Source organism: Kribbella sp. NPDC048915, assembly GCF_040649595.1.
Classification (GTDB): domain Bacteria; phylum Actinomycetota; class Actinomycetes; order Propionibacteriales; family Kribbellaceae; genus Kribbella.
The window spans coordinates 1-22,236 of sequence record NZ_JBEZFT010000074.1; the positions used below are offsets into that span (position 1 = coordinate 1).

The 22,236-nt window shown below is 69.9% G+C and carries 24 protein-coding genes; 10 read left to right on the forward strand and 14 right to left on the reverse strand.

Annotation, left to right across the window (positions count from 1 at the left end; translation table 11 throughout):
- Positions 1 to 803: 803 nt before the first annotated feature.
- Both AB0B82_RS28010 and AB0B82_RS28015 read right to left on the reverse strand, forming a co-directional pair.
- Positions 804 to 1,205 carry a DUF3040 domain-containing protein gene (locus AB0B82_RS28010; protein WP_360174811.1) on the reverse strand — a complete coding sequence of 134 codons (402 nt, stop codon included), beginning with the start codon at positions 1,203 to 1,205 and terminating at the stop codon, positions 804 to 806.
- A 343-nt stretch (positions 1,206 to 1,548) separates the two neighbouring features.
- Complete coding sequence (locus AB0B82_RS28015) at positions 1,549 to 2,295, reverse strand: methyltransferase domain-containing protein (RefSeq protein WP_360174814.1); 747 nt, start codon at positions 2,293 to 2,295, stop codon at positions 1,549 to 1,551.
- A 186-nt stretch (positions 2,296 to 2,481) separates the two neighbouring features.
- On the opposite strand from AB0B82_RS28015, the gene AB0B82_RS28020 reads away from it, so the two are divergent.
- Positions 2,482 to 2,841, forward strand: coding sequence for a cupin domain-containing protein (locus tag AB0B82_RS28020; RefSeq protein ID WP_360174817.1), 360 nt, complete (start codon positions 2,482 to 2,484; stop codon positions 2,839 to 2,841).
- An 86-nt stretch (positions 2,842 to 2,927) separates the two neighbouring features.
- On the opposite strand, the gene AB0B82_RS28025 is transcribed toward AB0B82_RS28020, so the two are convergent.
- The 4 genes from AB0B82_RS28025 to AB0B82_RS28040 are packed head-to-tail and all read right to left on the reverse strand — an operon-like array spanning position 2,928 to position 5,503.
- Positions 2,928 to 4,139, reverse strand: coding sequence for a DUF480 domain-containing protein (locus AB0B82_RS28025; RefSeq protein WP_360174820.1), 1,212 nt, complete (start codon positions 4,137 to 4,139; stop codon positions 2,928 to 2,930).
- 59 nt (positions 4,140 to 4,198) lie between these two features.
- The gene (locus tag AB0B82_RS28030; RefSeq protein ID WP_360174823.1) at positions 4,199 to 4,447 is read right to left on the reverse strand and encodes a hypothetical protein; all 249 of its coding nucleotides are present in this window, start codon (positions 4,445 to 4,447) and stop codon (positions 4,199 to 4,201) included.
- A gap of 34 nt (positions 4,448 to 4,481) precedes the next feature.
- On the reverse strand, positions 4,482 to 4,955 hold the full coding sequence (locus AB0B82_RS28035; protein WP_360174826.1) for an SAV_6107 family HEPN domain-containing protein: 474 nt from the start codon (positions 4,953 to 4,955) through the stop codon (positions 4,482 to 4,484).
- The gene (locus AB0B82_RS28040) at positions 4,952 to 5,503 is read right to left on the reverse strand and encodes a DUF6504 family protein (protein ID WP_360174829.1); all 552 of its coding nucleotides are present in this window, start codon (positions 5,501 to 5,503) and stop codon (positions 4,952 to 4,954) included. The genes AB0B82_RS28035 and AB0B82_RS28040 overlap by 4 nt, the downstream gene beginning before the upstream one ends.
- Before the next feature lie 328 nt (positions 5,504 to 5,831).
- Here AB0B82_RS28040 and AB0B82_RS28045 point away from each other — a divergent pair, with 328 nt between their 5' ends.
- Entirely contained in the window at positions 5,832 to 6,467 is a 636-nt protein-coding gene (locus AB0B82_RS28045; RefSeq protein ID WP_360174832.1) for a DM13 domain-containing protein, read from the forward strand.
- A gap of 44 nt (positions 6,468 to 6,511) precedes the next feature.
- Positions 6,512 to 6,982 carry a YbaK/EbsC family protein gene (locus tag AB0B82_RS28050; RefSeq protein WP_360174835.1) on the forward strand — a complete coding sequence of 157 codons (471 nt, stop codon included), beginning with the start codon at positions 6,512 to 6,514 and terminating at the stop codon, positions 6,980 to 6,982.
- Here AB0B82_RS28050 and AB0B82_RS28055 read toward each other — a convergent pair.
- Both AB0B82_RS28055 and AB0B82_RS28060 read right to left on the reverse strand, forming a co-directional pair.
- Positions 6,975 to 7,718, reverse strand: a complete 744-nt coding sequence (locus AB0B82_RS28055) for a nucleotidyltransferase domain-containing protein (RefSeq protein WP_360174838.1) — start codon at positions 7,716 to 7,718, stop codon at positions 6,975 to 6,977. The two genes, AB0B82_RS28050 and AB0B82_RS28055, sit on opposite strands and share 8 nt — an antisense overlap.
- A 10-nt stretch (positions 7,719 to 7,728) precedes the next feature.
- Positions 7,729 to 9,651, reverse strand: a complete 1,923-nt coding sequence (locus AB0B82_RS28060) for an N-acetylmuramoyl-L-alanine amidase (RefSeq protein ID WP_360174841.1) — start codon at positions 9,649 to 9,651, stop codon at positions 7,729 to 7,731.
- 164 nt (positions 9,652 to 9,815) lie between these two features.
- On the opposite strand from AB0B82_RS28060, the gene AB0B82_RS28065 reads away from it, so the two are divergent.
- The 3 genes from AB0B82_RS28065 (at position 9,816) to AB0B82_RS28075 (ending at position 14,048) form a co-directional block, all read left to right on the forward strand.
- Positions 9,816 to 10,427 (forward strand): DUF4126 domain-containing protein, encoded by a 612-nt coding sequence (locus AB0B82_RS28065; RefSeq protein WP_360174843.1) that lies wholly within the window; start codon positions 9,816 to 9,818, stop codon positions 10,425 to 10,427.
- Positions 10,427 to 11,734, forward strand: coding sequence for an FAD-dependent oxidoreductase (locus tag AB0B82_RS28070; RefSeq protein WP_360174846.1), 1,308 nt, complete (start codon positions 10,427 to 10,429; stop codon positions 11,732 to 11,734). The genes AB0B82_RS28065 and AB0B82_RS28070 overlap by 1 nt, the downstream gene beginning before the upstream one ends.
- A gap of 91 nt (positions 11,735 to 11,825) precedes the next feature.
- Positions 11,826 to 14,048, forward strand: coding sequence for a UvrD-helicase domain-containing protein (locus AB0B82_RS28075; RefSeq protein WP_360174849.1), 2,223 nt, complete (start codon positions 11,826 to 11,828; stop codon positions 14,046 to 14,048).
- A gap of 110 nt (positions 14,049 to 14,158) precedes the next feature.
- Here AB0B82_RS28075 and AB0B82_RS28080 read toward each other — a convergent pair whose 3' ends face one another.
- Both AB0B82_RS28080 and metF read right to left on the reverse strand, forming a co-directional pair.
- The gene (locus AB0B82_RS28080; protein WP_360174852.1) at positions 14,159 to 14,698 is read right to left on the reverse strand and encodes a histidine phosphatase family protein; all 540 of its coding nucleotides are present in this window, start codon (positions 14,696 to 14,698) and stop codon (positions 14,159 to 14,161) included.
- Positions 14,699 to 14,702: 4 nt separating this feature from the next.
- Positions 14,703 to 15,623: a methylenetetrahydrofolate reductase [NAD(P)H] gene (gene metF / locus AB0B82_RS28085; protein WP_360174855.1), complete on the reverse strand. Its 921-nt coding sequence runs from the start codon at positions 15,621 to 15,623 to the stop codon at positions 14,703 to 14,705.
- Between the two features lie 58 nt (positions 15,624 to 15,681).
- Here metF and AB0B82_RS28090 point away from each other — a divergent pair, with 58 nt between their 5' ends.
- Entirely contained in the window at positions 15,682 to 16,824 is a 1,143-nt protein-coding gene (locus tag AB0B82_RS28090; RefSeq protein ID WP_360174858.1) for a polyprenyl synthetase family protein, read from the forward strand.
- Between the two features lie 212 nt (positions 16,825 to 17,036).
- On the opposite strand, the gene AB0B82_RS28095 is transcribed toward AB0B82_RS28090, so the two are convergent.
- The gene (locus AB0B82_RS28095) at positions 17,037 to 17,456 is read right to left on the reverse strand and encodes a helix-turn-helix domain-containing protein (protein WP_360174861.1); all 420 of its coding nucleotides are present in this window, start codon (positions 17,454 to 17,456) and stop codon (positions 17,037 to 17,039) included.
- A 106-nt stretch (positions 17,457 to 17,562) separates the two neighbouring features.
- Here AB0B82_RS28095 and AB0B82_RS28100 point away from each other — a divergent pair, with 106 nt between their 5' ends.
- Positions 17,563 to 17,892: a DUF4180 domain-containing protein gene (locus tag AB0B82_RS28100; protein WP_360174864.1), complete on the forward strand. Its 330-nt coding sequence runs from the start codon at positions 17,563 to 17,565 to the stop codon at positions 17,890 to 17,892.
- A 528-nt stretch (positions 17,893 to 18,420) separates the two neighbouring features.
- Here AB0B82_RS28100 and AB0B82_RS28105 read toward each other — a convergent pair.
- Genes AB0B82_RS28105 through thiE form a run of 3 tightly spaced genes read right to left on the reverse strand, consistent with a single transcriptional unit; the run spans position 18,421 to position 19,909 of the window.
- Positions 18,421 to 18,849, reverse strand: coding sequence for a barstar family protein (locus AB0B82_RS28105; protein WP_360174867.1), 429 nt, complete (start codon positions 18,847 to 18,849; stop codon positions 18,421 to 18,423).
- Positions 18,846 to 19,274 carry a ribonuclease gene (locus AB0B82_RS28110; RefSeq protein ID WP_360174870.1) on the reverse strand — a complete coding sequence of 143 codons (429 nt, stop codon included), beginning with the start codon at positions 19,272 to 19,274 and terminating at the stop codon, positions 18,846 to 18,848. Before AB0B82_RS28110 ends, AB0B82_RS28105 begins: the two co-directional genes overlap by 4 nt.
- On the reverse strand, positions 19,271 to 19,909 hold the full coding sequence (thiE, locus tag AB0B82_RS28115) for a thiamine phosphate synthase (RefSeq protein WP_360174873.1): 639 nt from the start codon (positions 19,907 to 19,909) through the stop codon (positions 19,271 to 19,273). Before thiE ends, AB0B82_RS28110 begins: the two co-directional genes overlap by 4 nt.
- A gap of 52 nt (positions 19,910 to 19,961) precedes the next feature.
- Between thiE and thiO the strand changes: the two genes are divergently transcribed.
- A complete protein-coding gene (gene thiO / locus AB0B82_RS28120) occupies positions 19,962 to 21,110 on the forward strand; it encodes a glycine oxidase ThiO (protein ID WP_360174876.1) in 1,149 nt (382 codons plus the stop codon).
- 169 nt (positions 21,111 to 21,279) lie between these two features.
- Positions 21,280 to 22,230 carry a LysM peptidoglycan-binding domain-containing protein gene (locus AB0B82_RS28125; RefSeq protein ID WP_360174879.1) on the forward strand — a complete coding sequence of 317 codons (951 nt, stop codon included), beginning with the start codon at positions 21,280 to 21,282 and terminating at the stop codon, positions 22,228 to 22,230.
- Positions 22,231 to 22,236 lie beyond the last annotated feature (6 nt).

The following is a 22,236-nucleotide window of genomic DNA, read 5'->3' on the forward strand; positions in this document are numbered from 1 at the left end:
ATCGTGTTGTGGGTTCCGTACCCTTCACACGGGTCAGGAACCCACAACACCGTGGGTGAACCCACCGTGCGGGGACGCGCGCGTGCGGGGACGCGGGCGTGCGGGGACGCGGGCGTGCGGGGACGCGGGCGGTGACGCGGGCGTGCGGGGACGCGGGCGTGCGGGGACGCGCGCGGTCAGCCAGTCCGGGCGCTGACTCGGTCACCCAGACCCACCCACGGATCGGCCACCAGAGCCGGATGACCTCTCGTGTTGGGAGTTGTCGGCTCGTATACCGGCAGACAACCCCCAACACGACGGGATGTCCCCCCTTGCGTAGAAGTCACGCAGCCGACCCACCGCGACTCGGGAGGCTCGGGCGTGTGGCGTGTGGCGCGTGTCAGGTCGACAGGACGTCTCCCGTGCCAGGGCCACAGCCGAGCGTGAACCAGGCACCGAACACACCCGCCCCGCACCACACGACCTGTCGAGCGTGCACACCTTCGGGCCGTGCATCAATCATCTAGGAGAGTTATCGCGCCGAAGGTGGAGGGTTATCACCCGCCATACGCCAAAAAGCCTCCTACGTTGAGCACGGGAGGCGGGCACGTGAAAGACGGGTGCGCGAGGGGCAGGGAAAGAACGCCGCCCATCTCGCTAGCACGCTGGGGCGGTGGAGACGTGGGTTGCCGACGCGTCAGGAATTCGCGTCCGCGGGCAGCAGTGCAGACGGAGCACGCGAGGGCCGGGCGCGAGGGGCGTAGAAAAGGGCGGCACCCGCGTCGTCAGGGCGCGGGTGCGGTGCGAACTGGGGTGTGATCGTGTCAGAGGTCTTCGTCGCGGCGGCGGCGCCAGCGGTCTTCCATGCGCTCCATGAAGCTGCCGGACGACTCGTGTTTGGTGCGGTGCCGTTTCGTCGGCGGGGGCGGCGGGATGTCGTCGGACTCACCCGCGTTGCTGATCCGCTTCATGCTCAGCGCCGCGACGTACAGGCACGCGACCATCAGCACGAAGCCGATCACGCCGATGATGGTGTTGGGAATGATCGCACCGGTCATCAGCACCGCGATGCCCAGCACAAATCCAACGCCGGCGAGCACTGCCCGGCGCTTGTAGTACAAGCGCACATTGGTTCCTCGCATGGCGGAAACGAACTTGGGGTCTTCCGCAGCAAGGGCGCGTTCGAGCTGCTCGAACTGGCGCTGCTCTTCTTCCGAGAGGGGCACCGTCGATCCCTCCATGGTGAGCGCGATCTCGATAGGCCGCCTCCAGTCTAGGCCGCGCCCGCGTCACACGAAACCCTGACCGGCTGTCCAGCGCGTCACGGTCCGGCAACTGACCCGCGCGGCGCTGTTGTATGCCCAGGGCAGGCGGTTACCAAACCTGCCCGCATCGGCGTGTCGCTCACACCGTGTGGGCTGATGGCAAACGTTCAGCGGGCCGCAGGTGATCCGCCCGTCACGCTCCGTCGCAAACCGGCAGGCGCCCAGCGACCCAAGCCCCGCCCTACGCGCCGCCGGTCAGCGCGTGGGGCCAGTCAGCGCGTGGGCAAGTCAGCGGGTGGGGCAGTCAGCGCGTGGCCAGGATGTGTAGCTGTGTCGCCAGCGCCCGGAACGCCGGGTGCTGACTGGCGGCTCGCTCGAGCTCGGCCAACGAGTCTGCCGCGCCCGGCTCGGTGTCGACGAAAGCGGACGGCACCAGATCGGCGAAGGTCCGCACCCCGTGCACGGTGTGCACCATGAACCCGGCGTCCGCCAACTGCCCGGTGATCCCAGCCTCGTCGAACCGTCTGGGCATCGGGTCGGTCGCACCCCAGCGCCCGTCCGGGTCCTGCAGCGCGACCCGCGCCTCGGCCAGGTGGCCGGCCAGCGCCCGGGCCAGTACGACGGCGTTGCGCTGGGCAACCAGCAGACTCAGGACGCCGCCCGGGCGCAGGACCGAGGCCATCGCCTGCAGCGCCTGGACCGGATCGTCGACAACCTCGAGTACGCCGTGACACAGGACGGCGTCCGCGCTCGACTCCCCTGCCAGACCGGGGAGTTCTGCCGCGTCGCCCTGGACGCCGCGGACCAGATCGCTGACGCCTTCGTCGCGGGCACGCCGTTCCAGGGAGGCCAGTGCGTCCGGGCTCGGGTCGACGACCGTCACGCGGTGCCCTTCGACGGCCAGTGGTACGGCGAATCCGCCCGTACCGCCGCCGAGGTCGACGATGTCGAGGCCGGCGCCGGAATCGGTCCGTTGCCGCGCCGCCAACGCCACCCGCAGCGCTTCTCCCACCAACGCGGTCCGTACGCTGCGCCGCCGCCGATCCACCATCAACCCTCCAGCCGGTCCCCCATCGTCACCCACCGCGCCACACCCTACTTCCCCCACCGCCGCCGCCCGACGCCGGTTTGCCCGCCGCCGGTCGTCACCGGTTGTTAATGGCTGACGTCTGTCGCAGCGGGCGGGTCCGGGTTCACGCTCGTACCAAGGGGAGATGCGATCACCAGGGAGGGGATCATGGCCATCTTCAGCAAGTCCTTCGACGAACCGGACGAGCGGCGGACACCGGACAAGACCGTCGTCGACGTCGTCAAGCTGCCGGGCGCGAGCGTCGCCCGCGTCACATTCCAGCCCGGCTGGCGCTGGTCGGAGTGCATCCAGCCGGTCGTCGGCGGTGATTCGTGCCAGGTACGCCATGTCGGCACGCTGCTCGCCGGCGAGATGGAAGTCATCCACAACGACGGTTCCAAAGCACGCCTGCTGCCAGGGGCCGCCTACGTCATCGAACCAGGCCACGACGCCCGCGTGGTCGGCGAACAGGTAGCCATCGGCCTGGAGTTCGAAGCCCAGGCCGCCGAGACGTACGCGAAGTCGTAAGCCCGGCCGGACTCACCAAGGCCGCGCCGGCGAGGCCGCTGGTCGCGACGGGAAGGCTTGCGCCCAAGCAACTCGAACCGGCGACCTCACTGGCGCTGTGCGGTGGGCGTGCGGGCGATCAGGTAGAGGCGGCGGGTGGTTTCGGAGCGCGTCAGGATCGGGCTCCTCAAGTACCACTCGAGGTTCGCCAGCCCGGCTGATTCCAGCAACGTGACCAACTGGTCGGGGTTGTGGAGCACGTAGTCGAGGTTCACCTCGTGGCCGAGCAACTCGTCGGAGTGGCGGACCTCATCGCCCGCGTGCAGGGCGAGGACGAGCCAACCGCCCGGGTCGAGCGGCCGGGTGAGCGCGGCGATGACGTCGGGGAGTTCGGACGCGGCCAGGTGGATCAGGGAGTACCAGGCCAGGACCGCCGCCCAGCCCGACGACGCGGGTGGACGGCCCAGACGCCGCAGGTCGCCGACCTCGAACTGCAGGTGCGGGAACCGTCGACGCGCCTCGGCGACCATCTCAGGTGAGAAGTCGATCCCGGTGGCGTCCACGCCGGCGTCGGCGAGGTACGCCGTGATGTGCCCGGGGCCCGATCCGACTTCGACGACGGGGCGACCGTTGGCGTGGGCAACCACCCGGTCGAGCAGCCAGCGCTCGAACGGCAACGCATCCAGCTCATCCGCGTACGTCGCAGCGACCGCGTCGTACGCCGTACGCACCCGAGCGTCCCGTTCCTCGACGCCGTCGGCGATGACCGCGTCACGATCAACGGTCTCGACGACGGGTGCGGCCTCCGCCTCGGGAACCGGTCCGAGCAGGTGGATCCAGCGGCGATCGTGCTGACCGGCGCGGCGCTCCAACTCGCGGACCAGCGGATCCGGGCGCGCTGCCATTCGCTTGAGGCACTCCTCGACGTCGGAGCGGTCCGCGAACTTGTGCAACCGCTCGGTCCGGGTGCGCAGTTCCCCCGGTGCCTGGGCGCCGCGCAGCAGCAGCACGGTGATCAGCGCGCGCTCGTCGTCGGACAGTTCGAGCTTCTCGTCGAGGGTCTGGTGGTACTTCAGCGTTCGGCGGCCGACGTCGGCCCAGACGATCCGCAGCAACTCACGGTCCCGCAGGCCGCGCGCGACGCGCTCGACGGTCGCCTGGTCGTAGTCGACCACCGGCTCGCGGTTGCTGGTCTGGTTGCAGGCCGTCCGAAGGGCGTTCGCCGTCAGCGGGTACGACGCCGGCACGGTGACCTGCTTCTCCAACAGGCTGCCGAGAACCCGCTGCTCCTCAGCATCCAACACAGGAAGTCCACTCACCCCGCCGACCCTAAACGCTCCCCACCCACCCCGTCTCCCACCCAGCCCCAGGCGGGTGGTCAGCCAGGTTGGTAGGTGTCGGGGAGGGTCAGGGGCTCGAACGCGGTGCCGTTGCAGGTGGGGCAGAGGGCATCGGCGTACAGGCCGGAGCCGGCGCAGCGGGTGCACAGGCCGTCGTGCCAGGATTCGCCGGACAGCGCGTGGTGGGGACGTGGGTAGTGGGTGTCAGGGAGGTAGCACTCGGCGCCGGTGAGGGCGTGGACACGACCGCACAGGTCCTTGCCCAAGCCTCTCGAGGGTTCGCTCACGGTCGGGATCTCCTCAGTGCGAGAAACGTGCGCTTCAGCTGGCCTGCATCCAGGACTGGGTCAGGACCGACTGCGGGTCGGTGGTCGCGGTGAGCACCGGCGTGGTGGACAGGCGCAGGCTGGCTTCCACCTGGGTGTAGAAGGTGTCGACGGCGCGCACCAGATCGTCCGCCTCGCGGGTGGTGACCGCGCGCTCGAGCCCCGCCTCGGCGGCGGCGCGCTGGGCGGCGCCGGCGGCGAAGAACGTCGCCCACTCGCCGAACTCCGGCGCGACCTCCGCGAGCAGCACCCAGGCGTTGCGCTGGATCCGGCGGCGGCTGCCCGAGCGGACCGGGCGGGCCCGCACGGCGAGCACCGCGGCGGCGACCCGGAGAGCGGCGACGTGTGCGCTCGAGTAGCGGATCAGGTGGTCGTTGGTCTCCGTCGCCTCGGCCAGGGCGGTGCGCGCCCGGGACAGCTCCCGGCTGGCCGCACCGGCCGCGGCCGGCGATACCGGTGAAACAGTCATCGGTCGGTCACCCTTTCCAGTTGCCAGCGGCCCGAGTGCGGGTCGTGGGCGAGATCGAACATCTCCTGCCCTCCGGATCGGCCGCAGCCTGCTTCGAGGCGGAAGACCGTGCGCTCCGGCCCCCAGTCCGCGTCGAGGACGCCGACCGCGGCCGGGCTGGTGGCGAGCACCGCGGTGGCCGTCTGGGCCGCGACCGCAGCCGGTACGGCGGGAAGCATGGCAGCGGGGCGGGAACGGGGATTGGCCGCCGCTGCCACGCCGGCCGTGTGGGCCCGGGCGGGGGTACGCGCCGCCGAGCAGGCCTCGGCGACGGTGGCGGCGTCGATCCGGGCCAGCGAACCGTCCCGCTCGGTGGCACGGGATGCCAGCGGGTCGTAGGTGTGGCCGGTGCCGATCACGCCGCGCTCCCACCAGACGGCGGTCTCGGTCCACTGGGAGCGGACGGCGCGGACACGCCAGAGGCGACCGCGCCAGAGGAACTGGTCGGGGACCTGTACGCCGTCCACCGCCACCGAATGCACCTCGACTGCGTCGTCGATCTCCCACATGGCCCATCGCCTCCTGTTCACACCGTGCCCCGAGCCGGCGGCCCGGCGGGTGGGCACGGGGTGGGGGTCGAGAGCCACCCCGGTGCCCGGCCCGCCGGGACCACCGGATTCCGATGCGGCCGCAACTCCGCACCGGAGTCCTTCAGCTGTCCGGTCCACCTCGGTCCGGCCTCCCGACGAAACCGGGGCCGAGGTAATCGAACATCTGTTCGAACACCGGAAGCGTATCGCCGCCCGCCGACAGTCGTCAACGTTCCGTAAGGCTGGCGTGGCGCCGGAGGCGCCGAACGGCCGCCAGACTGGGACTTGTCCGACGAAGGGAGCACCGATGCGGAAACGGACAGCCTTGATCGCCGCGGCGGCGGTCGCCGTGGTGGTGGCAGGCGTCGGCCTGCCGCTCTTCCAGCCGTGGCGGCTCGTCACCGACACGGTGGTCGACGAGGCGCTGCCCGGCGCTGTTCCGATCTCCACGACTTCATCGTCGACGACGCCACCGACAGTTTCCGGCGAGCCGCGGCAGACCACCCCTCCCCCGGCCTCCCGACCGCCCTCGCAGCCCGCCCCCAGGCAAACACCCAAGGTGACGAAACAGCCGACCTCACGACAACCCGCGGGTCCCACAACACTGCTCTCCGGCAGGCTCATCACCCACGAGCACAAGACCACCGGCACAGTGGCCGTACTGAAGCTCCCCGACGGCCGTCGCATCCTCCGGCTGGAGAACCTGAACACCTCGGACGGCCCCGACCTCAAGGTCTGGCTGAGCGATGCGAAGGTGATCCCGGGCAGAGCCGGCTGGCACGTGTTCGACGACGGCCGGTACCGCAACCTCGGCGACCTCAAGGGAAACCGCGGCAATCAGAATTACGCGATTCCCGCCGACGTGCAGCTGGACGACTTCCGCAGCGCGGTGATCTGGTGCGACCGGTTCAACGTCTCGTTCGGCGCCGCACGCCTCACCTGAAACCAGATCGCCGGAGCCGGATGGATGCGCCTAAGCTCGACGCCGTGAGCAGTCATCCCAACGTGCAGAAGGTCGCCGACGCCCTCGCGGCGGCCGGCGCCACCGGTGAGATCGTGATCCTGGACGAGGCGGTGCCGACGGCAGCGGCCGCGGCGGCCGAGCTGGGCTGCGAGGTCGGCGCGATCGCGAACAGTCTGATCTTCGACGGCGACGGCAGCCCGGTCCTGATCCTGACCTCGGGCGCGCACCGCGTCGACACCGGCAAGGTCGCGGCCGAGCTCGGGATCGGCAAGCTGAAGCGCGCCACGCCGGATTTCGTGAAGCAGCACACCGGTCAGTCGATCGGCGGCGTCGCCCCGGTAGGCCACCCCGGCCGTGTCCCGACGTACGTCGACGTCGCCCTCGAGCAGTACCCGGTGATCTGGGCCGCCGCGGGCATCCCGCACTCGGTGTTCCCGACGACGTACGGCGAGCTGCTCGAGCTCACCGAGGGCACTCCGATCACGGTCAACTGAGCGGTGCACCGAGTACGGCGGGAATCGCCCGCCGCACGAACTTCCGGGTGAGCCCCGCGCGGGTGTACCGCCACCACGGACCGGTCCGGAACGGCGGACCGTACCGGCGTCGCCGGATGTCTTCCACGACGTCCGCCGGAGCCCCCAATCGGGGCAGGACGTCGAAGGCGGCCCGCTTGGTGATCAGGTCACCGGTCGCGAGCGTCACGTGCGCACGGGCGATCGTCAGCAGGCTGAGGTCCACCCAGATGTCGGCGTACCAGTTCGACCGCTTGTCGGTGGCAGGCAGCCAGAACTCACGCAGATCGCGCCGGATGAACGCGAACAGCTCGTCGTCGGACGTCGGCGGCAGCAGTTCGAACGGCGCCGGCCCGTAGAGCGTTCGGTTGCCGATGGCAAGTTCCCGGCGGGTCACCGGCGTCACGGGCCGGTGGAAGAACCGCCCCTGCGCAAAGGTGGGGTGACGTACCGACGCGTCGCCCAGCTCTGACATCAGCATGTACGAGCAGTGCAGCTTGGCTGCCAGCGGATCGGCCTGCATCAGCTCCCGGTGCAGCCCGGCGACGACCGACGTCGGCGGTGCCGACACCACAGCGACGACGTCGAGGTCGCTGCGCCCCGCCTGGTAGTCCCCGAGCGCCAGCGACCCGTGCAGCCAGATCGCTTCGACAGCAGCGATCCGGCGGACAGAACGGACGAAGCCGCCCAGCAGCGGCTGGACGGCTTCGTCGATCACAACTGTCAGATTAGACCGCCGGTCGGACGTCCACGTCGGCGGCTCGGACGTACGCCATCCGGTGGCCGAACCAGATCTGGTAGTACTTGTCCTTCCCGAGCACCTGGACGTGGTCCGCGGGCGGCTGCCCGTTGAACGTCACGGCCCGGTAGTAGTCGGTCTCGATGTTCAGGTCGCCGACCGGGTAGGCCTGTCCGGCGCCGATCGAGTACTGCAGCGGGGTCACAGTCTGGTACGGAATGCCCTCCGGGTACGCCGACTGCTCCGGGTAGGCCCGTCCGTACACCGGCACCGACGTCTTACCGGCCTTCGGCTTCACGACCAGGCCGGGCTTGGCGAACGCGTCCGGCGCGGACTTCGGGCTCTTGAACCAGCCCTTCGCACCCAGGTACCAGACGGCCACCCAGTCGCCCTGACGCTCAGCCACGACGTACTGCGAACCCGCCGCGGCGCGGGAGCCGATGTCGGAGACCTCCGTGGTGCCGTCCGACCCGTCCGGGTGCAGACCGATGTCCTTGACCAGCGGAGCGTTGTCGTCCGGCGCCTGGCGCAGGTAGACGAAGTTGGTGCCCTGCTCGCGGCACGGCGTGCCCGGGGTGTCACAGCTGTTCAGCACCTGCACGTTGCCCTCGAAGCCGGGCTTGATGGTGACGATCGAGCCGGCCTTCACCGGCAACACCGACTTGCCCCAGATCGGCGCGCCGAGCAGGTCCATGTAGTGCTCCCAGTTCCAGTACGGTCCCGGGTCCCAGTGCATGCCGCGGACCGTGGACGGCACGGTACCCGGCACCTGGTCGTGGCCGATGATGTGCGCGCGGTCGAGCGGGATGTTGTTCTTGACCGCCAGGTACCGCACCAGCTTGGCCGAGTTGCGGTACAGCGACTCGGTGTACCAGGTCGCACCCTGAGCGGCGAAGCCCTCGTGCTCGATCCCGATGCTGTGCATGTTCACGTACCAGTTGCCGGCGTGCCAGGCGACGTCGTTGGCCTTGACGTGCTGCCAGGTGTAGCCGTCGGACGCGCGCATCGTGTACTGCCAGCTCACGTACGTCGGGTCCTGGACCAGGTTCAGCACACCCTGCCAGCCGCCCTCGGTGTCGTGGATGACGATGTAGTCGATCTTGCCGGTCTTCGGCCGGTTGGCGAGGTCGTGGTTGCCGTAGTCGCCGTCACCGAACTCGGAGTACGGCGCGGGCAGCCACTCGCAGCCGAGCGACGGCGGGCACTCGACGTCGGACTGGGCCGGCTTCGCACCGTCCGGCAGCGACAGCTTGGCCAGCTGCGACTTGTCCGGCGTGACGGCGACCGGCGGCATCACGATCTGCTGACCGGTGTTCGTGGTTCGGGCGGCACCCTTGGCCATGATCGTGTAGACGTCGTCGGCGAACCCGGCGGCGGTGGCCTTGGTGCCGGCCTCGGCGTACGACGCGATCGCGCCGTACCACTGGGCCGGGGAGGTGTTCGCGCCGACCGGCAGGCCGAGCGACTTCTGGTACGACGCCAGCACCGCGGCGCCGCCATTGATGTTGGCGGTGACGTCGGTGCGCAGCGTGCTCTGGTCGAGGCCGGTCAGCTCGGACGCCTTGCGCAGCGTCTGCAGCGAGTCGGCGCTGGCGACCTTCTGCTTGCCGGACAGGTCGGCGACCTCGGATGCGCCGAGCGCGGTGAGGTGCATCGGGCCGTAGCCGCCGGATGTGCTCGGCGCGCCGGCGTGGTCGTCCCAGCGGGACTGGGCGTACGCGACCGCCAGCAGCACCGGCTCCGGTACGCCGTACTTTTCGGCGGCCGCCTGGTACGCCGACGCGGCGACGGCGGACGGCGGACCCTGGACGGACGCCTCGGCCGGTGGACCACCTCCCAGCGACACGCCGGTCAGGGCGACCGGCAGCGCTACCGCAGCGAGTGCGGCAAGAATCTTCGGACGACGAAGCATGATGTTCTCCTGAACCCGTGGGTGGGCGGGTGCCGGTCACACAGACCGGCGGCCTAGTCACTCTGGGTCCGGGCGACGCGGATGTCAACGGTTAACTAAAACTCACGCCGTCGGGTTCGATACTGACGAAACCTCCCGGGCGCGACGAACGACGGAGTCACACCATGGAAGCGCTGCCGCTGGCGGTCTCGACTGGCTGGGCCAGTGGGGTGAACGCCTACGCCTGCGTGCTGATCCTCGGGTTGCTGGGCCGATTCGCCGGCGCCGACGACGTACCACACGCGCTGACCACCACGCCGGTGCTGATCGCGGCCGGCGCGCTGTTCCTGTTCGAGTTCGTCGCCGACAAGATCCCGTACGTCGACTCCGCCTGGGACGCGATCTCGACGGTCATCCGGCCGACGGTCGGGGCGGTGATCGCGGCGCTGCTCTCCGGCGAGGCGAGCACGCTGCAGCAGGCCCTGATCGCGACCACCGGCGGCCTGGTGGCGCTGCTGTCGCACGCGGTGAAGTCGAGCCTCCGGCTGGCGATCAACACCTCCCCCGAGCCGGTCACGAACGTCGCCGCGTCGTCCGGCGAGGACGTCGCGGTCGCGGGCGTGGTGACGCTGGCCGCGTTCCATCCCGAGATCGCACTCGCGGTGGTCGCCGTCCTGCTGATCCTCGGGCTGATCGGGGTGTACCTGGCGTTCAGGTTCATCCGCCGGGGTTATGCCAGGTTCAAGGCCTGGCGAGACAGACGGAGTCGTCCAGCAACGGGGAGCAGTGCAGTCTGATGGCCGAGGTGATTGTCGTGGGCGCCGGTCTGGCCGGCCTCGCGAGTGCTGTCCGGCTGGCCAAGCTCGGCCACCAGGTGACGATCTGCGAGCGCGACGAACGCCTCGGCGGCGCCCTGGGCCGGCTCGAGGTGGACGGCTTCTGCTGGGACACCGGAGCCGCCAGTACGACGCTGCCGGCCGCGCTACGCGACCTGTTCCGCAAGAGTGGACGCCCGATCGAGAGCCTGGTTCGGCTGGAGCCGGTGACCGAGCCGCGCCGCCACCTGTTCACCGACGGCTCGGTACTCGACCTGCCGATCAGCGACCGCGGTGCGCAGGAGGAGGCGTGGACCGGCCTGGCAGGTGCGTCCGTCGCCGCTCAGTGGACCGCGCTGGTGGACAAGTACGGCGACACGTGGCAGCTCCTTCGAAAGACCTCGCTGGAGCCCCCGCTCGAGGACAAGCTGCCGCTGAAGACCATCCGCGCGCTCAAGCCCTGGCAGTCGCTGGAGAAGGTCGCCCAGCGCGAGCTGACCGACGAGCGGGCCCGGACGGTCCTGCGCCATTTCGCTGCTCAGGGCGGATCGGACGCGGACAAGACACCTGGCTATGTGGGCGTGTGGTCGTACCTGGAACGCACCTTTGGCCGCTGGACGATCCCCGGCGGATTCGGCGCGCTCGCGGACGCACTCGAAAAGCGCGCCGGCGAGCGGAAGATCACCGTCCGCACCGGCGCCGAGGTGGTCGCTGTCACGACCGCAGCCGGCGCGGTGACCGGCGTACGGCTCGCCGACGGTGAGCAACTGCCCGCGCAAGTTGTCGTGAGCGACATCGACCCCAAAGTCCTCTACGAGTCGCTCGTCGACGACCCGGCGGCCAAGAAAATCCGCAAGCGGATCCTGTCGACGCATCAGGCCCAGGCGGCGTACGTCGTACACCTCGGACTGAAGGAGCCGCTGCCGGAGCTGCCGTTCGAGACCGTGCTGCACGGCACGCCGACCGTCGTCGTCCGCAAGGGCACCTCGGCGCCGGCCGGCCACCAGGCCTGGTCCGTACTCGTCCACGGCTACCCCACCGACGACGTACTCGACCTCCTGGTCGCGCGTGGGCTGCCGATCAGGGACAACGTGGTGACGCGGCAGACGTCGCCGTCCTGGTGGGCCGGAGTGGCTTGGGAGGGCTACCGGACCGCCCGTCGCCGGGCGGCCAACGTGTCGCCGGTCAAGGGGCTGTACTGCGTCGGTGCGGGCGCTCACCCGGGCTCCGGAGTGCCGGCCACCACGCTCGGCGCGGCGATCGTCGCGGACGCCGTCGGGAAGGCCTGAGACCCCTGTGGGGTTGGACAGAGTAGCCAACTAAGATTGGTTGTTCCTGTGTTCTGAGTCGGGGCGGGTCCCGGCCGTAGAGAGGACCTCGGTGGATCAAACCCCCACATCGGCCGATCACGACCACCACGCGACCGTGGAGCGGGCTGAGCTGGCGGCGGAGCAAGAGCATGTCGACCGGGTGTACGACCGGGTCGAGGAGGCCGCACGGTCGGCCTCCCGGATCGCGGTCGAAGGTCACCAGCGCGGTCAGGCGCAGAACGTCGGTCATGTCCGCGAGGAGGAGCAGACCGGGCTGTACGAGCGCGACGTGCTGGTGTACGCCGCCGCGCGCCGGATCGCCGAACTGGACGCCGAGCACGAGGGCCTGGTGTTCGGCCGGCTCGACTCCGACCAGGGTGACGACCAGCCGCCCGCGGCGACCGCGGCCGACCTGGAGAAGCTGTACATCGGCCGGATCGGTGTCCGCGACGAGGAATACGAGCCGCTGGTGATCGACTGGCGCGCGCCCGCGGCCGAGCCGTTCTACCGCGCCACGCCGACGGACCGGCAGCGGGTCGTCCGCCGCCGCGTCCTGCGGAACAAGGGCGCCCGCATCGTCGGCATCGAGGACGACCTGCTGGCGCCGGAGCGGGCGCCGCAAGACCTGCCGGTGATGGGTGAAGGCGCGCTGATGGCGTCGCTGTCCCGGGCTCGCGGACACACGATGCGCGACATCGTCGCCACCATCCAGGCCGAGCAGGACGAGGCGATCCGGGCGCCTGCCCGCGGCGTCACCGTGATCGGCGGCGGTCCGGGCACCGGCAAGACCGTGGTGGCCCTGCACCGCGCGGCCTACCTGCTGTACAGCGACCGCCGGCGCTTCGAGCGCGGCGGCGTCCTGGTCGTCGGACCGTCCGCGGCGTTCATGGCCTACATCGAGCGGGTGCTGCCCAGCCTCGGCGAGAACACGGTCTCCCTGCGTGCGATCGGCGAACTGGTCGACGGCGTGAAGGCCACCGCGGTCGACAGTGCCGCAGCCGCCGCGATCAAAGGTTCGCTGCGGATGCGCGGCGTGCTCGCGCGGGCCGCCCGCGACCGAGTGCCGAATGCGCCGACGACGCTGCGCGTGTTCATCGGCGGCGCGACCGTCGAGCTCGACGCCCATCAACTCGACAACGTCCGCCGCAACGCGCTGCGTCGTACGCCGCGCAACCGGGCGGCCGCCGAAGCCCGCAAGGAGCTGATCGCGGCGCTGTGGCAGCGGTTCCCGGAGGATCTGCGCACCGGACCTCTCGGCGACCGGGAGGCCTTCGGTGACCGCGTCACCGACACCCCGGCGTTCCGGACGTTCTTCAGTCAGTGGTGGCCGGTGCTGACGCCCGAGACGGTGCTGCGCTGGCTCGGCGACCCGCGCCGGCTGCAGCGGTGGGCGCGCAACGACCTCACGCCGGTGGAGGTCGAGACGCTCGCCGAGGCGATCCGGACGACGGACGAGTTCACCGTCGCGGATGTCGCGCTGCTCGACGAACTGAGCACGTTCCTCGGAGTCCCGCCGGTCACGGAGAACACCGACGAGGAGTTCGACTGGCTGGAAGGCCTGTCGGACGGCGTCAACGAGGTGCTCACCAGCTCCGAGCGGCGGGCGCGGGCGATTGCCGCGCGGGAGGCCGAGGAGCCGGAGGAATACGCGCATGTCCTGGTGGACGAGGCGCAGGACCTCTCCCCCATGCAGTGGCGAATGGTGACGCGCCGCGGCCCGCAGGCCAGCTGGACGATCGTCGGTGACCCGGCGCAGAGCTCCTGGCCGGACCCGGACGAGGCGCGCGCGGCGATGGATTCGATGCTGTCGCACCTGCAGCGGCACGCGTTCCGGCTGTCCACCAACTACCGGAACTCGGCCGAGATCTACTCGTTCGCCGGTGAGGTGATCCGGCAGTCGATCCCGGACGCCGACCTGCCGAACGCGGTCCGCAGTACCGGTGTGGAGCCCGAGCACCGGATCTTCGACGCGGGCAAGGTCGCCGAGGCCGCGGGCGACGCGGCCGGCGAGCTGCTGGAGCTGGTGGAGGGTACTGTCGGCGTCATCGCGCCGCCCGCGCTCCGCCCGGCGGTCGACCCGGTCCTGGCCGAGCTGAACGACCCACGCGTGGTCGCCGTCAACCCGCTCGACTCCAAGGGCCTCGAGTACGACGCCGTGGTCGTGGTCGAGCCGGACCGGATCGTCAGCGACACGCTCGGCGGCGTCCGCGCGCTGTACGTCGTCCTCACCCGGGCGACGCAGCGGCTGATCACCGTCAACAGCAGCACGCACTGGCTGCCTTCCGGCAGCTGACGCGCGAGGGACCGACGGACAGGACGTCTGCACCGCTCCCGGCCAACTGCACGCTCACGTACCGCCCAACGCACCGGCCGGCAGGCGACTACCTCCTGTCGGCCGGAACCCTATGCGCGAGGTACGACGTAGGACACCAAGTCGGCGTCGTTCGCGGACAGGTCGGCCCACGCGCAGGTCAGGTGCAGGACGGCGAGCCCGGTGGTCGGGTACTTCTGGGTGAGCTCGACGCGCTCGGGGCTGGTGCCGTCGAGCGCGAGGTCGTCGGCGAGCCACGGGATGCCTGGCGAGTGCCCGACCACGAGGACGGTTCGGGCCTCGGCCGGTGCCTCGTGGATGACGTCCAGCAATGTGTCGGTGTCGGCGTTGTAGACCCGCTTGTCGTACCAGACGTCCTTGGCGCTGACGCCGGCCTCGGCGACGAACTTCCAGGTCTCCCGGGTGCGTTTCGCGGGCGAGCACAGCACCAGGTCCAGTTCGATGCCTTGGGCAACGAGGTACCGACCGGCTGCACCCGCGTCGGCGCGGCCGCGATCGGCCAGCGGGCGGTCCAGGTCCGGCAGGTCGGGCCGGGTTTCGGCCGGCACCGCCTTGGCGTGCCGGAGCAGGACGAGCGTGCGGTCGATCAACAGGTCCGACGGGTCAGCCATTGCGTCAGGATACGACGCTGGCGCCTTGCAGGTTCAGGTACACCTGGCGCGTCGCCGTGGACCGGTTCAGGGTGATGAAGTGGATGCCGGGAGCGCCGCCGGCAAGCAAACGTTCGCACAGCTCGGTGGCGATCTCGACGCCGACCGCGCGGACCGCCGCCGGCTCGTCCTCGACCGCGAGCAGCCGCTCGGTGACGGCGGCCGGCAACGCCATCCCGGTCAGCTCGGCCATCCGCTGGATCTGCTTGATGTTGGTGACCGGCATGATGCCCGGCAGCACCGGGATCTCGCAGCCGAGCGCGGCCGACCGGTCGACGAGCCGGAAGTAGTCGTCGGCGCCGAAGAACATCTGGGTGATCGCGTAGTCCGCACCGGCCTGTGCCTTCGCGGCCAGCACCTGCGCGTCGGCCTCGAGCGACGCCGCCTCCGGGTGCTTGTCCGGGAAGGCGGCGACGCCGACGCAGAAGTCGCCGAGCGAGCGGATCAGCTCGACCAGCTCGATCGCGTGATTGAGACCCTCGGGGTGCGCGACCCAGGGCTGGTTCGGTCCGCCCGGCGGGTCACCGCGCAGCGCGAGCATGTTGCGGACGCCGGCCCCGGCGTACGCACCGATCACCGACCGGAGCTCGTCCCGGGAGTGCGCGACGCAGGTCAGATGGCCGAGCGGCGTCAGCGAGGTGTCCTGCGCGACCCGTTCGGTGACTCGGATGGTGCCGTCCCGGGTGGTCCCGCCGGCACCGTAGGTGATCGAGACGAAGGTCGGCCGGAGCTGCTCGATCTCGCGGATCGACCGCCACAGCACCTCCTCCGCCTCGGGGGTCTTCGGCGGGAAGAATTCGAACGAGAACGACCGGTTCCCGGACCCGAGCAGCTCACGGATCGTCGGCGTGCTGCCGGGAAGCTTCGAGGGAAGACCGTTCGCCATGCCGATCAGGTTACCCGCGGTGGCCGTCGCCGTCAGCCGACCGACTACGCTCCGAGACGTGATCGGAGACGGGTACGGCGAGGTTCGCGGCCAGGGCGATGGTCCGGAGATTGCCGGCGGGTACGGCGAGGTGGACGTCCCGGCGGGGATCCAGCAGGCCCTGACGGCCTTCCTCGACCGGCAGGAAGCACGGCTGACCGCCATCGGTCCGGAGCTGGCCGAGCAGGTGCAGGTGGCCCGGGACGCGACCAGCGGTGGCAAGCGGCTGCGGCCGTCGTTCTGCTACTGGGGTTTCCGTGCCGCGGGTGGTGACCCGACCGGTGCGCTCGGCGAGCCGATCATGAACGCGGCGGCGAGCCTGGAGATGCTGCACGTCAGCGCGCTGATGCACGACGACGTGATGGATTCGTCCGACGTACGCCGGGGCGCGCCGGCCGCTCATCGCCGCTTCGAGGCGATGCAGCGCGAGCGCTCCGCGCGCACTGGCCACGGCGCCGATCCGGCCGGATTCGGTGTCGGCGCCGCGATCCTGCTCGGCGACCTGTGCCTGATCTGGGCCGACGAACTGCTGCACACCTCCGGCTTCGACGCGACCGCGCTGGCCCGCGCATCGCAGTACTTCGACGCAGTCCGGGTCGAAGTGACCGCCGGCCAGTACCTCGATCTGCTCGCGCAGGCGAGCGGCGAATCCGACATGGACCTCGCGCTGCGCGTGCTGCGGTACAAGTCCGCGACGTACACGATCGAGCGGCCGCTGCACATCGGCGCCGCGCTGGGCGGCGGGGACGAGCGGCTGATCGCGGCGCTGTCCGGGTACGGGCTGCCGCTGGGTGAGGCATTCCAGCTGCGTGACGACCTGCTCGGGGTGTTCGGCGATCCGGCGGTCACCGGGAAGCCGGCCGGGGACGACCTGCGCGAGGGCAAGCGGACGGTACTGATCGCGTACGCCGTCGACCACGCGTCGCCGGCGCAGCTGACCGAGTTCGACCGGCTCTTCGGTCGCCAGGACCTCGACGCCGACGAGATCCAACTGCTGCGCGAGATCCTCCAGGACTCCCGCGCGGTGCAGGCCTGCGAGGACCTGATCACCGAGCGGACCGAGGACGCGCTCTACGCGCTGGATCTGGCGCCGCTCGCCGACGAGGTCACCCGCAAGGCACTCACGGATCTCGCCGTCGCCGCCACCTCACGCGTCGTCTAGATGATCGATGCGCGGCCCGAGGGTGTGCACGCTCGACAGTTCGTGTGGTGCGGTGCGGTGCGTTCGGTGTCTGATTCACGCTCAGCTGTGGCCCCTGGCACGGGACACCTCCTGTCGACCTGACACGCGCCACACGCCACACGCCACACGCATCCTCGGCTCCATCACCGCCTACGACCGAAACCAGGCCAGGCCGTGCATCAATCAGCTAGTTACTGGTCCGCGAGCAGGTTGATCAGCCGTAGCAGGTCCGCCGTGGCGGGCAGGTTGCCGAGCACGATGACCTTGAGGACACCGCGCTCCTGGTCGTAGATGGTTTCGGCCTTGAGGTGCACGGCCTCGGGCTGGTTGAGCGCGCCATGGATGTGGGTGCTGAGCCGATCGGCGGTGGCACGGTCGACGGCGTCGATGTGCACGATGCTGGACGCTTCGACGTGCCGTCCGGAGCGGTCGACCTCGACGACGGCGGTCGGCGTACCGGTGAACGCCTCGAGGTCCTCGCGGGTGATCCGGTACTGCTTGCCGATCCGCACTGCCTTCAGCCGGCCGTCGCGGACGTAGTTGCGAATCGTCCGGACGTGCAGCCCCAGGCGCTTCGCGACCTGTTCTACCGAGTACAGCTCCTGGGCCATCTCCTCAGCGTAAGGCACGTTCCCTAGAATTCCCTATAAATAGTCAGATACGGGCATATAGGGTACTTTCAGGCACATGGTGACGCTGGCTGGGGTGGAAGTGCATGTGAGTGAGACGCCGCTCGTCGACGAGGCGGAGGTCACGCAGGCGATCGTCGACGCGTACTACGGGCACCAGGCCGAGTGGATCGCGTTCACACCCGAGCAACTCGGCGACGACTTCTTCGACCTGCGCACCGGCCGGGCCGGGGCGATCGCGCAGAAGTTCGTCCAATACGAGATGGGTCTGGCCGTCGTCGGTGACATCGCCGACCGGGTCACGGCGAGCAATCCGCTGGCGGACTGGGTGCGGGAGAGCAACCGCGGCCGCAACCTGCTGTTCGCCGCCGACCTCGACGAACTGGCCGAACTACTGAAGCAAAGGCGGATCCGCTGACTGAGGTGTGGGTTGGCTTCTGCCCGAGGGGAGATGGTCGCGGGCCGACGGGGTGAGGGATGGCCGGGGGTGATAGGGCGCGCGGGTGATTGGTGGCGTGGGCTGATGGTGGCGTGGAGTGATCGCTGCGTGGGGGTGATCGCGGGCGCGCGGGCGCGCGGGTGATCGCGGCGTGGGGTGATCGCGGCGTGGGGTGATCGCGGCGTGGGGTGATCGCGGCGTGGGGTTGTTGGAGCCGCATCTGTGGAGGGTTTTCCCCCGTATGGCGGGTAAAAGCCTCCAGTGTCATGCGGAAAACTCTCCTAGTACGGCAGCCGGACTTCACTAGGAGACTTTTCGCAGGTCAGCAGTTGCCGGCGGAGCAAGGTTGGTACAAACCCGGCGAACTGCGGCGGCCGGTTCACGGAGATCCCCCCGCGTGGGAGCCACCCGACCGACCCGAAACAGTCGACGGCGGGCGCCGCCGCACGACACCTGGCCACCCACACATCACTCACGAGACCCGGAAAGGCGCTCCTGAAGAGTTCGCTACGCAAGGACCGGCAGTGAGCTGAGCAGGTCGGGTGCGGTCGGCTCGGCGACGAGGACCCGGAGCTGGCCCGAGTTCGTGGTGTCCTCGGCGAAGATCTGCAGCGCGACGTCGACGGTGTCGTGGTCGTGCTCGAGCAGGTGCCGTACCCCGGTCCACAGCACGATTTCCGGTGCGCCGGTCGACCGGTCGCTGAGCGAGTCGGCCAGTGCGTCCCAGTTCCGCCCGAACCAGCGCGGCAGGTCGAAGGCGGTCGCACACAGGTCGAGAAAGCCGGCCTTGTCGTGGATCTCGCTGGTGTCGAGCAGCACGAACCCGAAGCCGGCGGCGGCCGCCGCCCGGCGGACCTCGTCGGCATCCGGAGCCGACGGCCAGCGGTACACACCCGGCCGCAATCCCGCGGCCAGCAGCGCACTCAACGAGCTCATGAGGTTCCCCCGTCTTCCGCGATCCGCCGGAAGGACTTGTAGTGGTCGTCGGTGTAGTAACGCTCACCGGCGTTGCCGGTCACGATCCGCCGGGCTCCCCGATCACTCTCCCCCGGTGTCTTCACGGTGTACTCGTGGTAGTAGCCGCGGTCGCGCTTCGGGAGGATCTTCTCGAAGTTGCCGAACACGACACCGTCCCGGCGGTACGGGTACGGGCCGCCGGCGGCGATCAGCGCGAGCGTGTCCCGCGCCTCCTTCGGCAGGTCGGCCGCCGCGACGATCGGCAGGCCGCTTTCGGCGTCGACGTCCGCCGTCTTCCTCGCCGTGCCGGCCGCACACCCGAACAGCGAGGCCGCGAGCGTGATCACCAGCATGGCGATCACCACGATCGCGACGATCCGCGCCGCCTTCGGGTTGTTGATCACCGCAGTCTCCGAGCGAACTCGGCGGCCGCCTCTCCCGGGTCGTCGGCCTCGGTGATCGCCCGGACGACGACCACGCGGGTGGCGCCTGCCTCGAGGACCTGATCGAGCCGTTGCAGGTCGATCCCGCCGATCGCGAACCAGGGCTTCGGCTGCCGGCGGCCCGCGGCGTACGACACCAGCTCGAGTCCGGCCGCCTGGCGTCCGGGTTTGGTCGGGGTCTCCCAGGTCGGCCCGACGCAGAAGTAGTCCGAGCCGACCTCGTCGATTGCGGCGTTCACCTGGCTGAACGTGTGCGTCGACCGCCCGATGATCGGGCCCGGTCCGGTGATCGCGCGCGCCGCCTGCACCGGCAGGTCACGTTGCCCCAGGTGCAGTACGTCGGCGCCCGCCGCGAAGGCGATGTCGGCGCGGTCGTTGACGGCCAGCAGTTTGCCGTGCCGCCGGCAGGCGTCGGCGAACACCTCCAGCGCGGCCAGCTCGTCGGCCGCCTCCAGGTCCTTCTGCCGCAGCTGCACGATGTCCACGCCGCCGGACAGCGCGGCATCGAGGAACTGTTCGAGGTCGCCTTGTTTCTCCCGGGCGTCGGTGCACAGGTAGAGCCGGGCGTCCGTGAGACGGTCGGTGTGGTCGGTCACACCTCACAGCCTGCCATGTCCGCGCGGAAAGTACGGAAAGTAGGGTGCTGGCATGGTCGCAGAGATCCCGGGAACGTCCGATGTGGTCCTGATCGGTGCGGGGCTGATCGGGCTGGCGACCGCATGGCGACTGGCGTCCGACGGCCTGCGGGTGACGGTCTGCGACCCGACTCCGGGCGCCCAGACCTCGACGGTCGCGGCCGGCATGCTTGCCCCGGTCACCGAGGTGGAGTTCGGCGAGGACGACCTGCTTGCGCTCAACCTCGCCTCGGCGAACGCGTGGCCAGCGTTCGCCGCCGAGCTCGAGGAGCACACCGGGCAGACCGCCGGCCTCTACAAGACCGGCACGCTGTCGGTCGCGTACGACGTCGACGACGCCGCCGCCCTGCGCCGGCTGGCCGACTATCAGCGCCGCCTCGGGCTCGAGGTGGAGACGCTGTCCGGTCGTGATGCCCGCCGCCGCGAACCGATGCTGGCGACCGGCGTCACCGCAGGCGTCTGGGTCCCGGGTGACCACTCCGTCGACAACCGGCAAGCGGTGGCGACTCTCCTGCGGGCCGTTGAGGTCTCCGGCGTGCAGATCGTTCGCCGGCGCGCCTCCAAGGTCATCACGTCCGGTACGACGGCACTCGGCGTACAGCTCGACAACGGTGACACGCTGCACGCCGGTCAGGTGATCGCTGCGGCCGGGCCGTGGTCGGCGCAACTGGACGGCGTACCTGAGGAGCTCCGCCCGCCGGTACGGCCCGTGAAGGGCGAGGTACTGCGGTTGCGTGTGCCGGAGGCGTACCGGCCGGCGCTGCACCACGTCGTGCGCGCAACGGCTCGTGGCTTCTCCGTTTATCTGGTGCCGCGACCGAACGGTGAGCTGGTCGTTGGTGCGACCAGCACCGAGCTCGGGTACGACACCCGGGTCCTGGCGGGCGGTGTGTTCGCACTGCTCCGCGACGCGCGCACAGTGCTGCCGGTCACCGACGAGCTGGAACTGGTCGAGTCGATCGCCGGACTGCGGCCCACAACGCCTGACAATGCGCCGGTTCTCGGCCCGTCCGGCCTCGATCGCTTGCTGTGGGCAACCGGTCACTACCGCAACGGCGTACTGCTGACGCCGATCACCGCGCAGATCCTTTCCGAGACCGTTCGGACCGGATCGTTGCCGGACCTCGGGAAGCCGTTCGTGGCCGCCCGGTTCGGCCAGTAATTCACCGTTGCGCGCAGCAACCGGAAGGATTGTGAACTACAACAATGTAGTTCAGCCTTGAATTGTAACCTTTACGTTACAGGCGTAACTCCAACCCCACTGGCCCCTGTTGTCACATCCGTCGCAGCACTTACGGTCAGGTGACGTTCACAACGGGGAGTTGGTTGCGATGCGCAACGTCGTACGGATGTTGAGTGGCCTGGCCGTTCCGGTGCTGACCGCCGCGGTGATCACCGCCGGATCACCCGGCTTCGGTGTGTACAAGGTCAAGCAGGGCGACACGCTGAGCCACATCGCCGCGCGCCACGGGACGAGCGTCTCGGCGCTGGTCGCGCTGAACAAACTGCCCGGCAACGGCAACGCGATCTACGCCGGCGAGTCGCTGAAGGTGCCGGTGAAGGGCAGTGGATCGTCCACCACCGCGAAGAAGCCGCAGCAGCGGTCGCAGCTCGGGCGGGTGACGTATGTCGTCAAGGCGGGCGACACGATCTCCGCGATCGCGAAGCGTTTCAAGTGCTCGCAGGCGAACCTGCTGGCCGCGAACGGCCTGCAGGCGGGCGACCGCATCTACGCCGGCAAGCCGCTGCAGGTGCCGGTGAAGCTGCGTCCCAAGAAGCGCACCGACAACACGTTCGCCGGCCGGACGTACGCCGACCACATCGTCGACCGGGCGAACCGGAACCGCGCGATCCTGAAACAGCGCAAGCTGCCGACGCGTTCCCAGATGCGGACGCTGATCGTCAGCACGTCGAAGAAGTACGGCGTCGACCCGGAGCTCGCGCTGGCGGTGAGCTGGCAGGAGTCCGGCTGGAAGCAGCGGGTGGTGTCACCGGCGAACGCGATCGGCGCGATGCAGGTGATCCCCTCGACCGGCGAGTTCGCGTCCCGAATCGTCGGCCGCGACCTGGATCTACTGAAGCCCCGCGACAACGTCACCGCCGGCGTCGTCCTGCTGAGCCGCCTGACCCGTGCGGCGAAGCTCGACATCGCGGTGGCCGGCTACTACCAGGGCCTCGGCGGCGTGAAGAAGAACGGCATGTACCCCGACACGAAGCTCTACGTGCAGAACGTGCTCCGCATCAAGGCCCAGCTGGAACGCGGGTGGGACCCCCTGCGGTGAGCCTGA

Coding starts and splice junctions, on each gene's coding strand:
- AB0B82_RS28015 (WP_360174814.1), bottom strand. CDS start 2,295: ATGGTGGATCGGCGGCGGCGCAGCGTACGGACCGCGTTGGTGGGAGAA.
- AB0B82_RS28020 (WP_360174817.1), top strand. CDS start 2,482: ATGGCCATCTTCAGCAAGTCCTTCGACGAACCGGACGAGCGGCGGACA.
- AB0B82_RS28035 (WP_360174826.1), bottom strand. CDS start 4,955: ATGACTGTTTCACCGGTATCGCCGGCCGCGGCCGGTGCGGCCAGCCGG.
- AB0B82_RS28040 (WP_360174829.1), bottom strand. CDS start 5,503: ATGTGGGAGATCGACGACGCAGTCGAGGTGCATTCGGTGGCGGTGGAC.
- AB0B82_RS28045 (WP_360174832.1), top strand. CDS start 5,832: ATGCGGAAACGGACAGCCTTGATCGCCGCGGCGGCGGTCGCCGTGGTG.
- AB0B82_RS28060 (WP_360174841.1), bottom strand. CDS start 9,651: ATGCTTCGTCGTCCGAAGATTCTTGCCGCACTCGCTGCGGTAGCGCTG.
- AB0B82_RS28065 (WP_360174843.1), top strand. CDS start 9,816: ATGGAAGCGCTGCCGCTGGCGGTCTCGACTGGCTGGGCCAGTGGGGTG.
- AB0B82_RS28070 (WP_360174846.1), top strand. CDS start 10,427: ATGGCCGAGGTGATTGTCGTGGGCGCCGGTCTGGCCGGCCTCGCGAGT.
- AB0B82_RS28080 (WP_360174852.1), bottom strand. CDS start 14,698: ATGGCTGACCCGTCGGACCTGTTGATCGACCGCACGCTCGTCCTGCTC.
- metF (WP_360174855.1), bottom strand. CDS start 15,623: ATGGCGAACGGTCTTCCCTCGAAGCTTCCCGGCAGCACGCCGACGATC.
- AB0B82_RS28095 (WP_360174861.1), bottom strand. CDS start 17,456: ATGGCCCAGGAGCTGTACTCGGTAGAACAGGTCGCGAAGCGCCTGGGG.
- AB0B82_RS28105 (WP_360174867.1), bottom strand. CDS start 18,849: ATGAGCTCGTTGAGTGCGCTGCTGGCCGCGGGATTGCGGCCGGGTGTG.
- thiO (WP_360174876.1), top strand. CDS start 19,962: ATGGTCGCAGAGATCCCGGGAACGTCCGATGTGGTCCTGATCGGTGCG.
- AB0B82_RS28125 (WP_360174879.1), top strand. CDS start 21,280: ATGCGCAACGTCGTACGGATGTTGAGTGGCCTGGCCGTTCCGGTGCTG.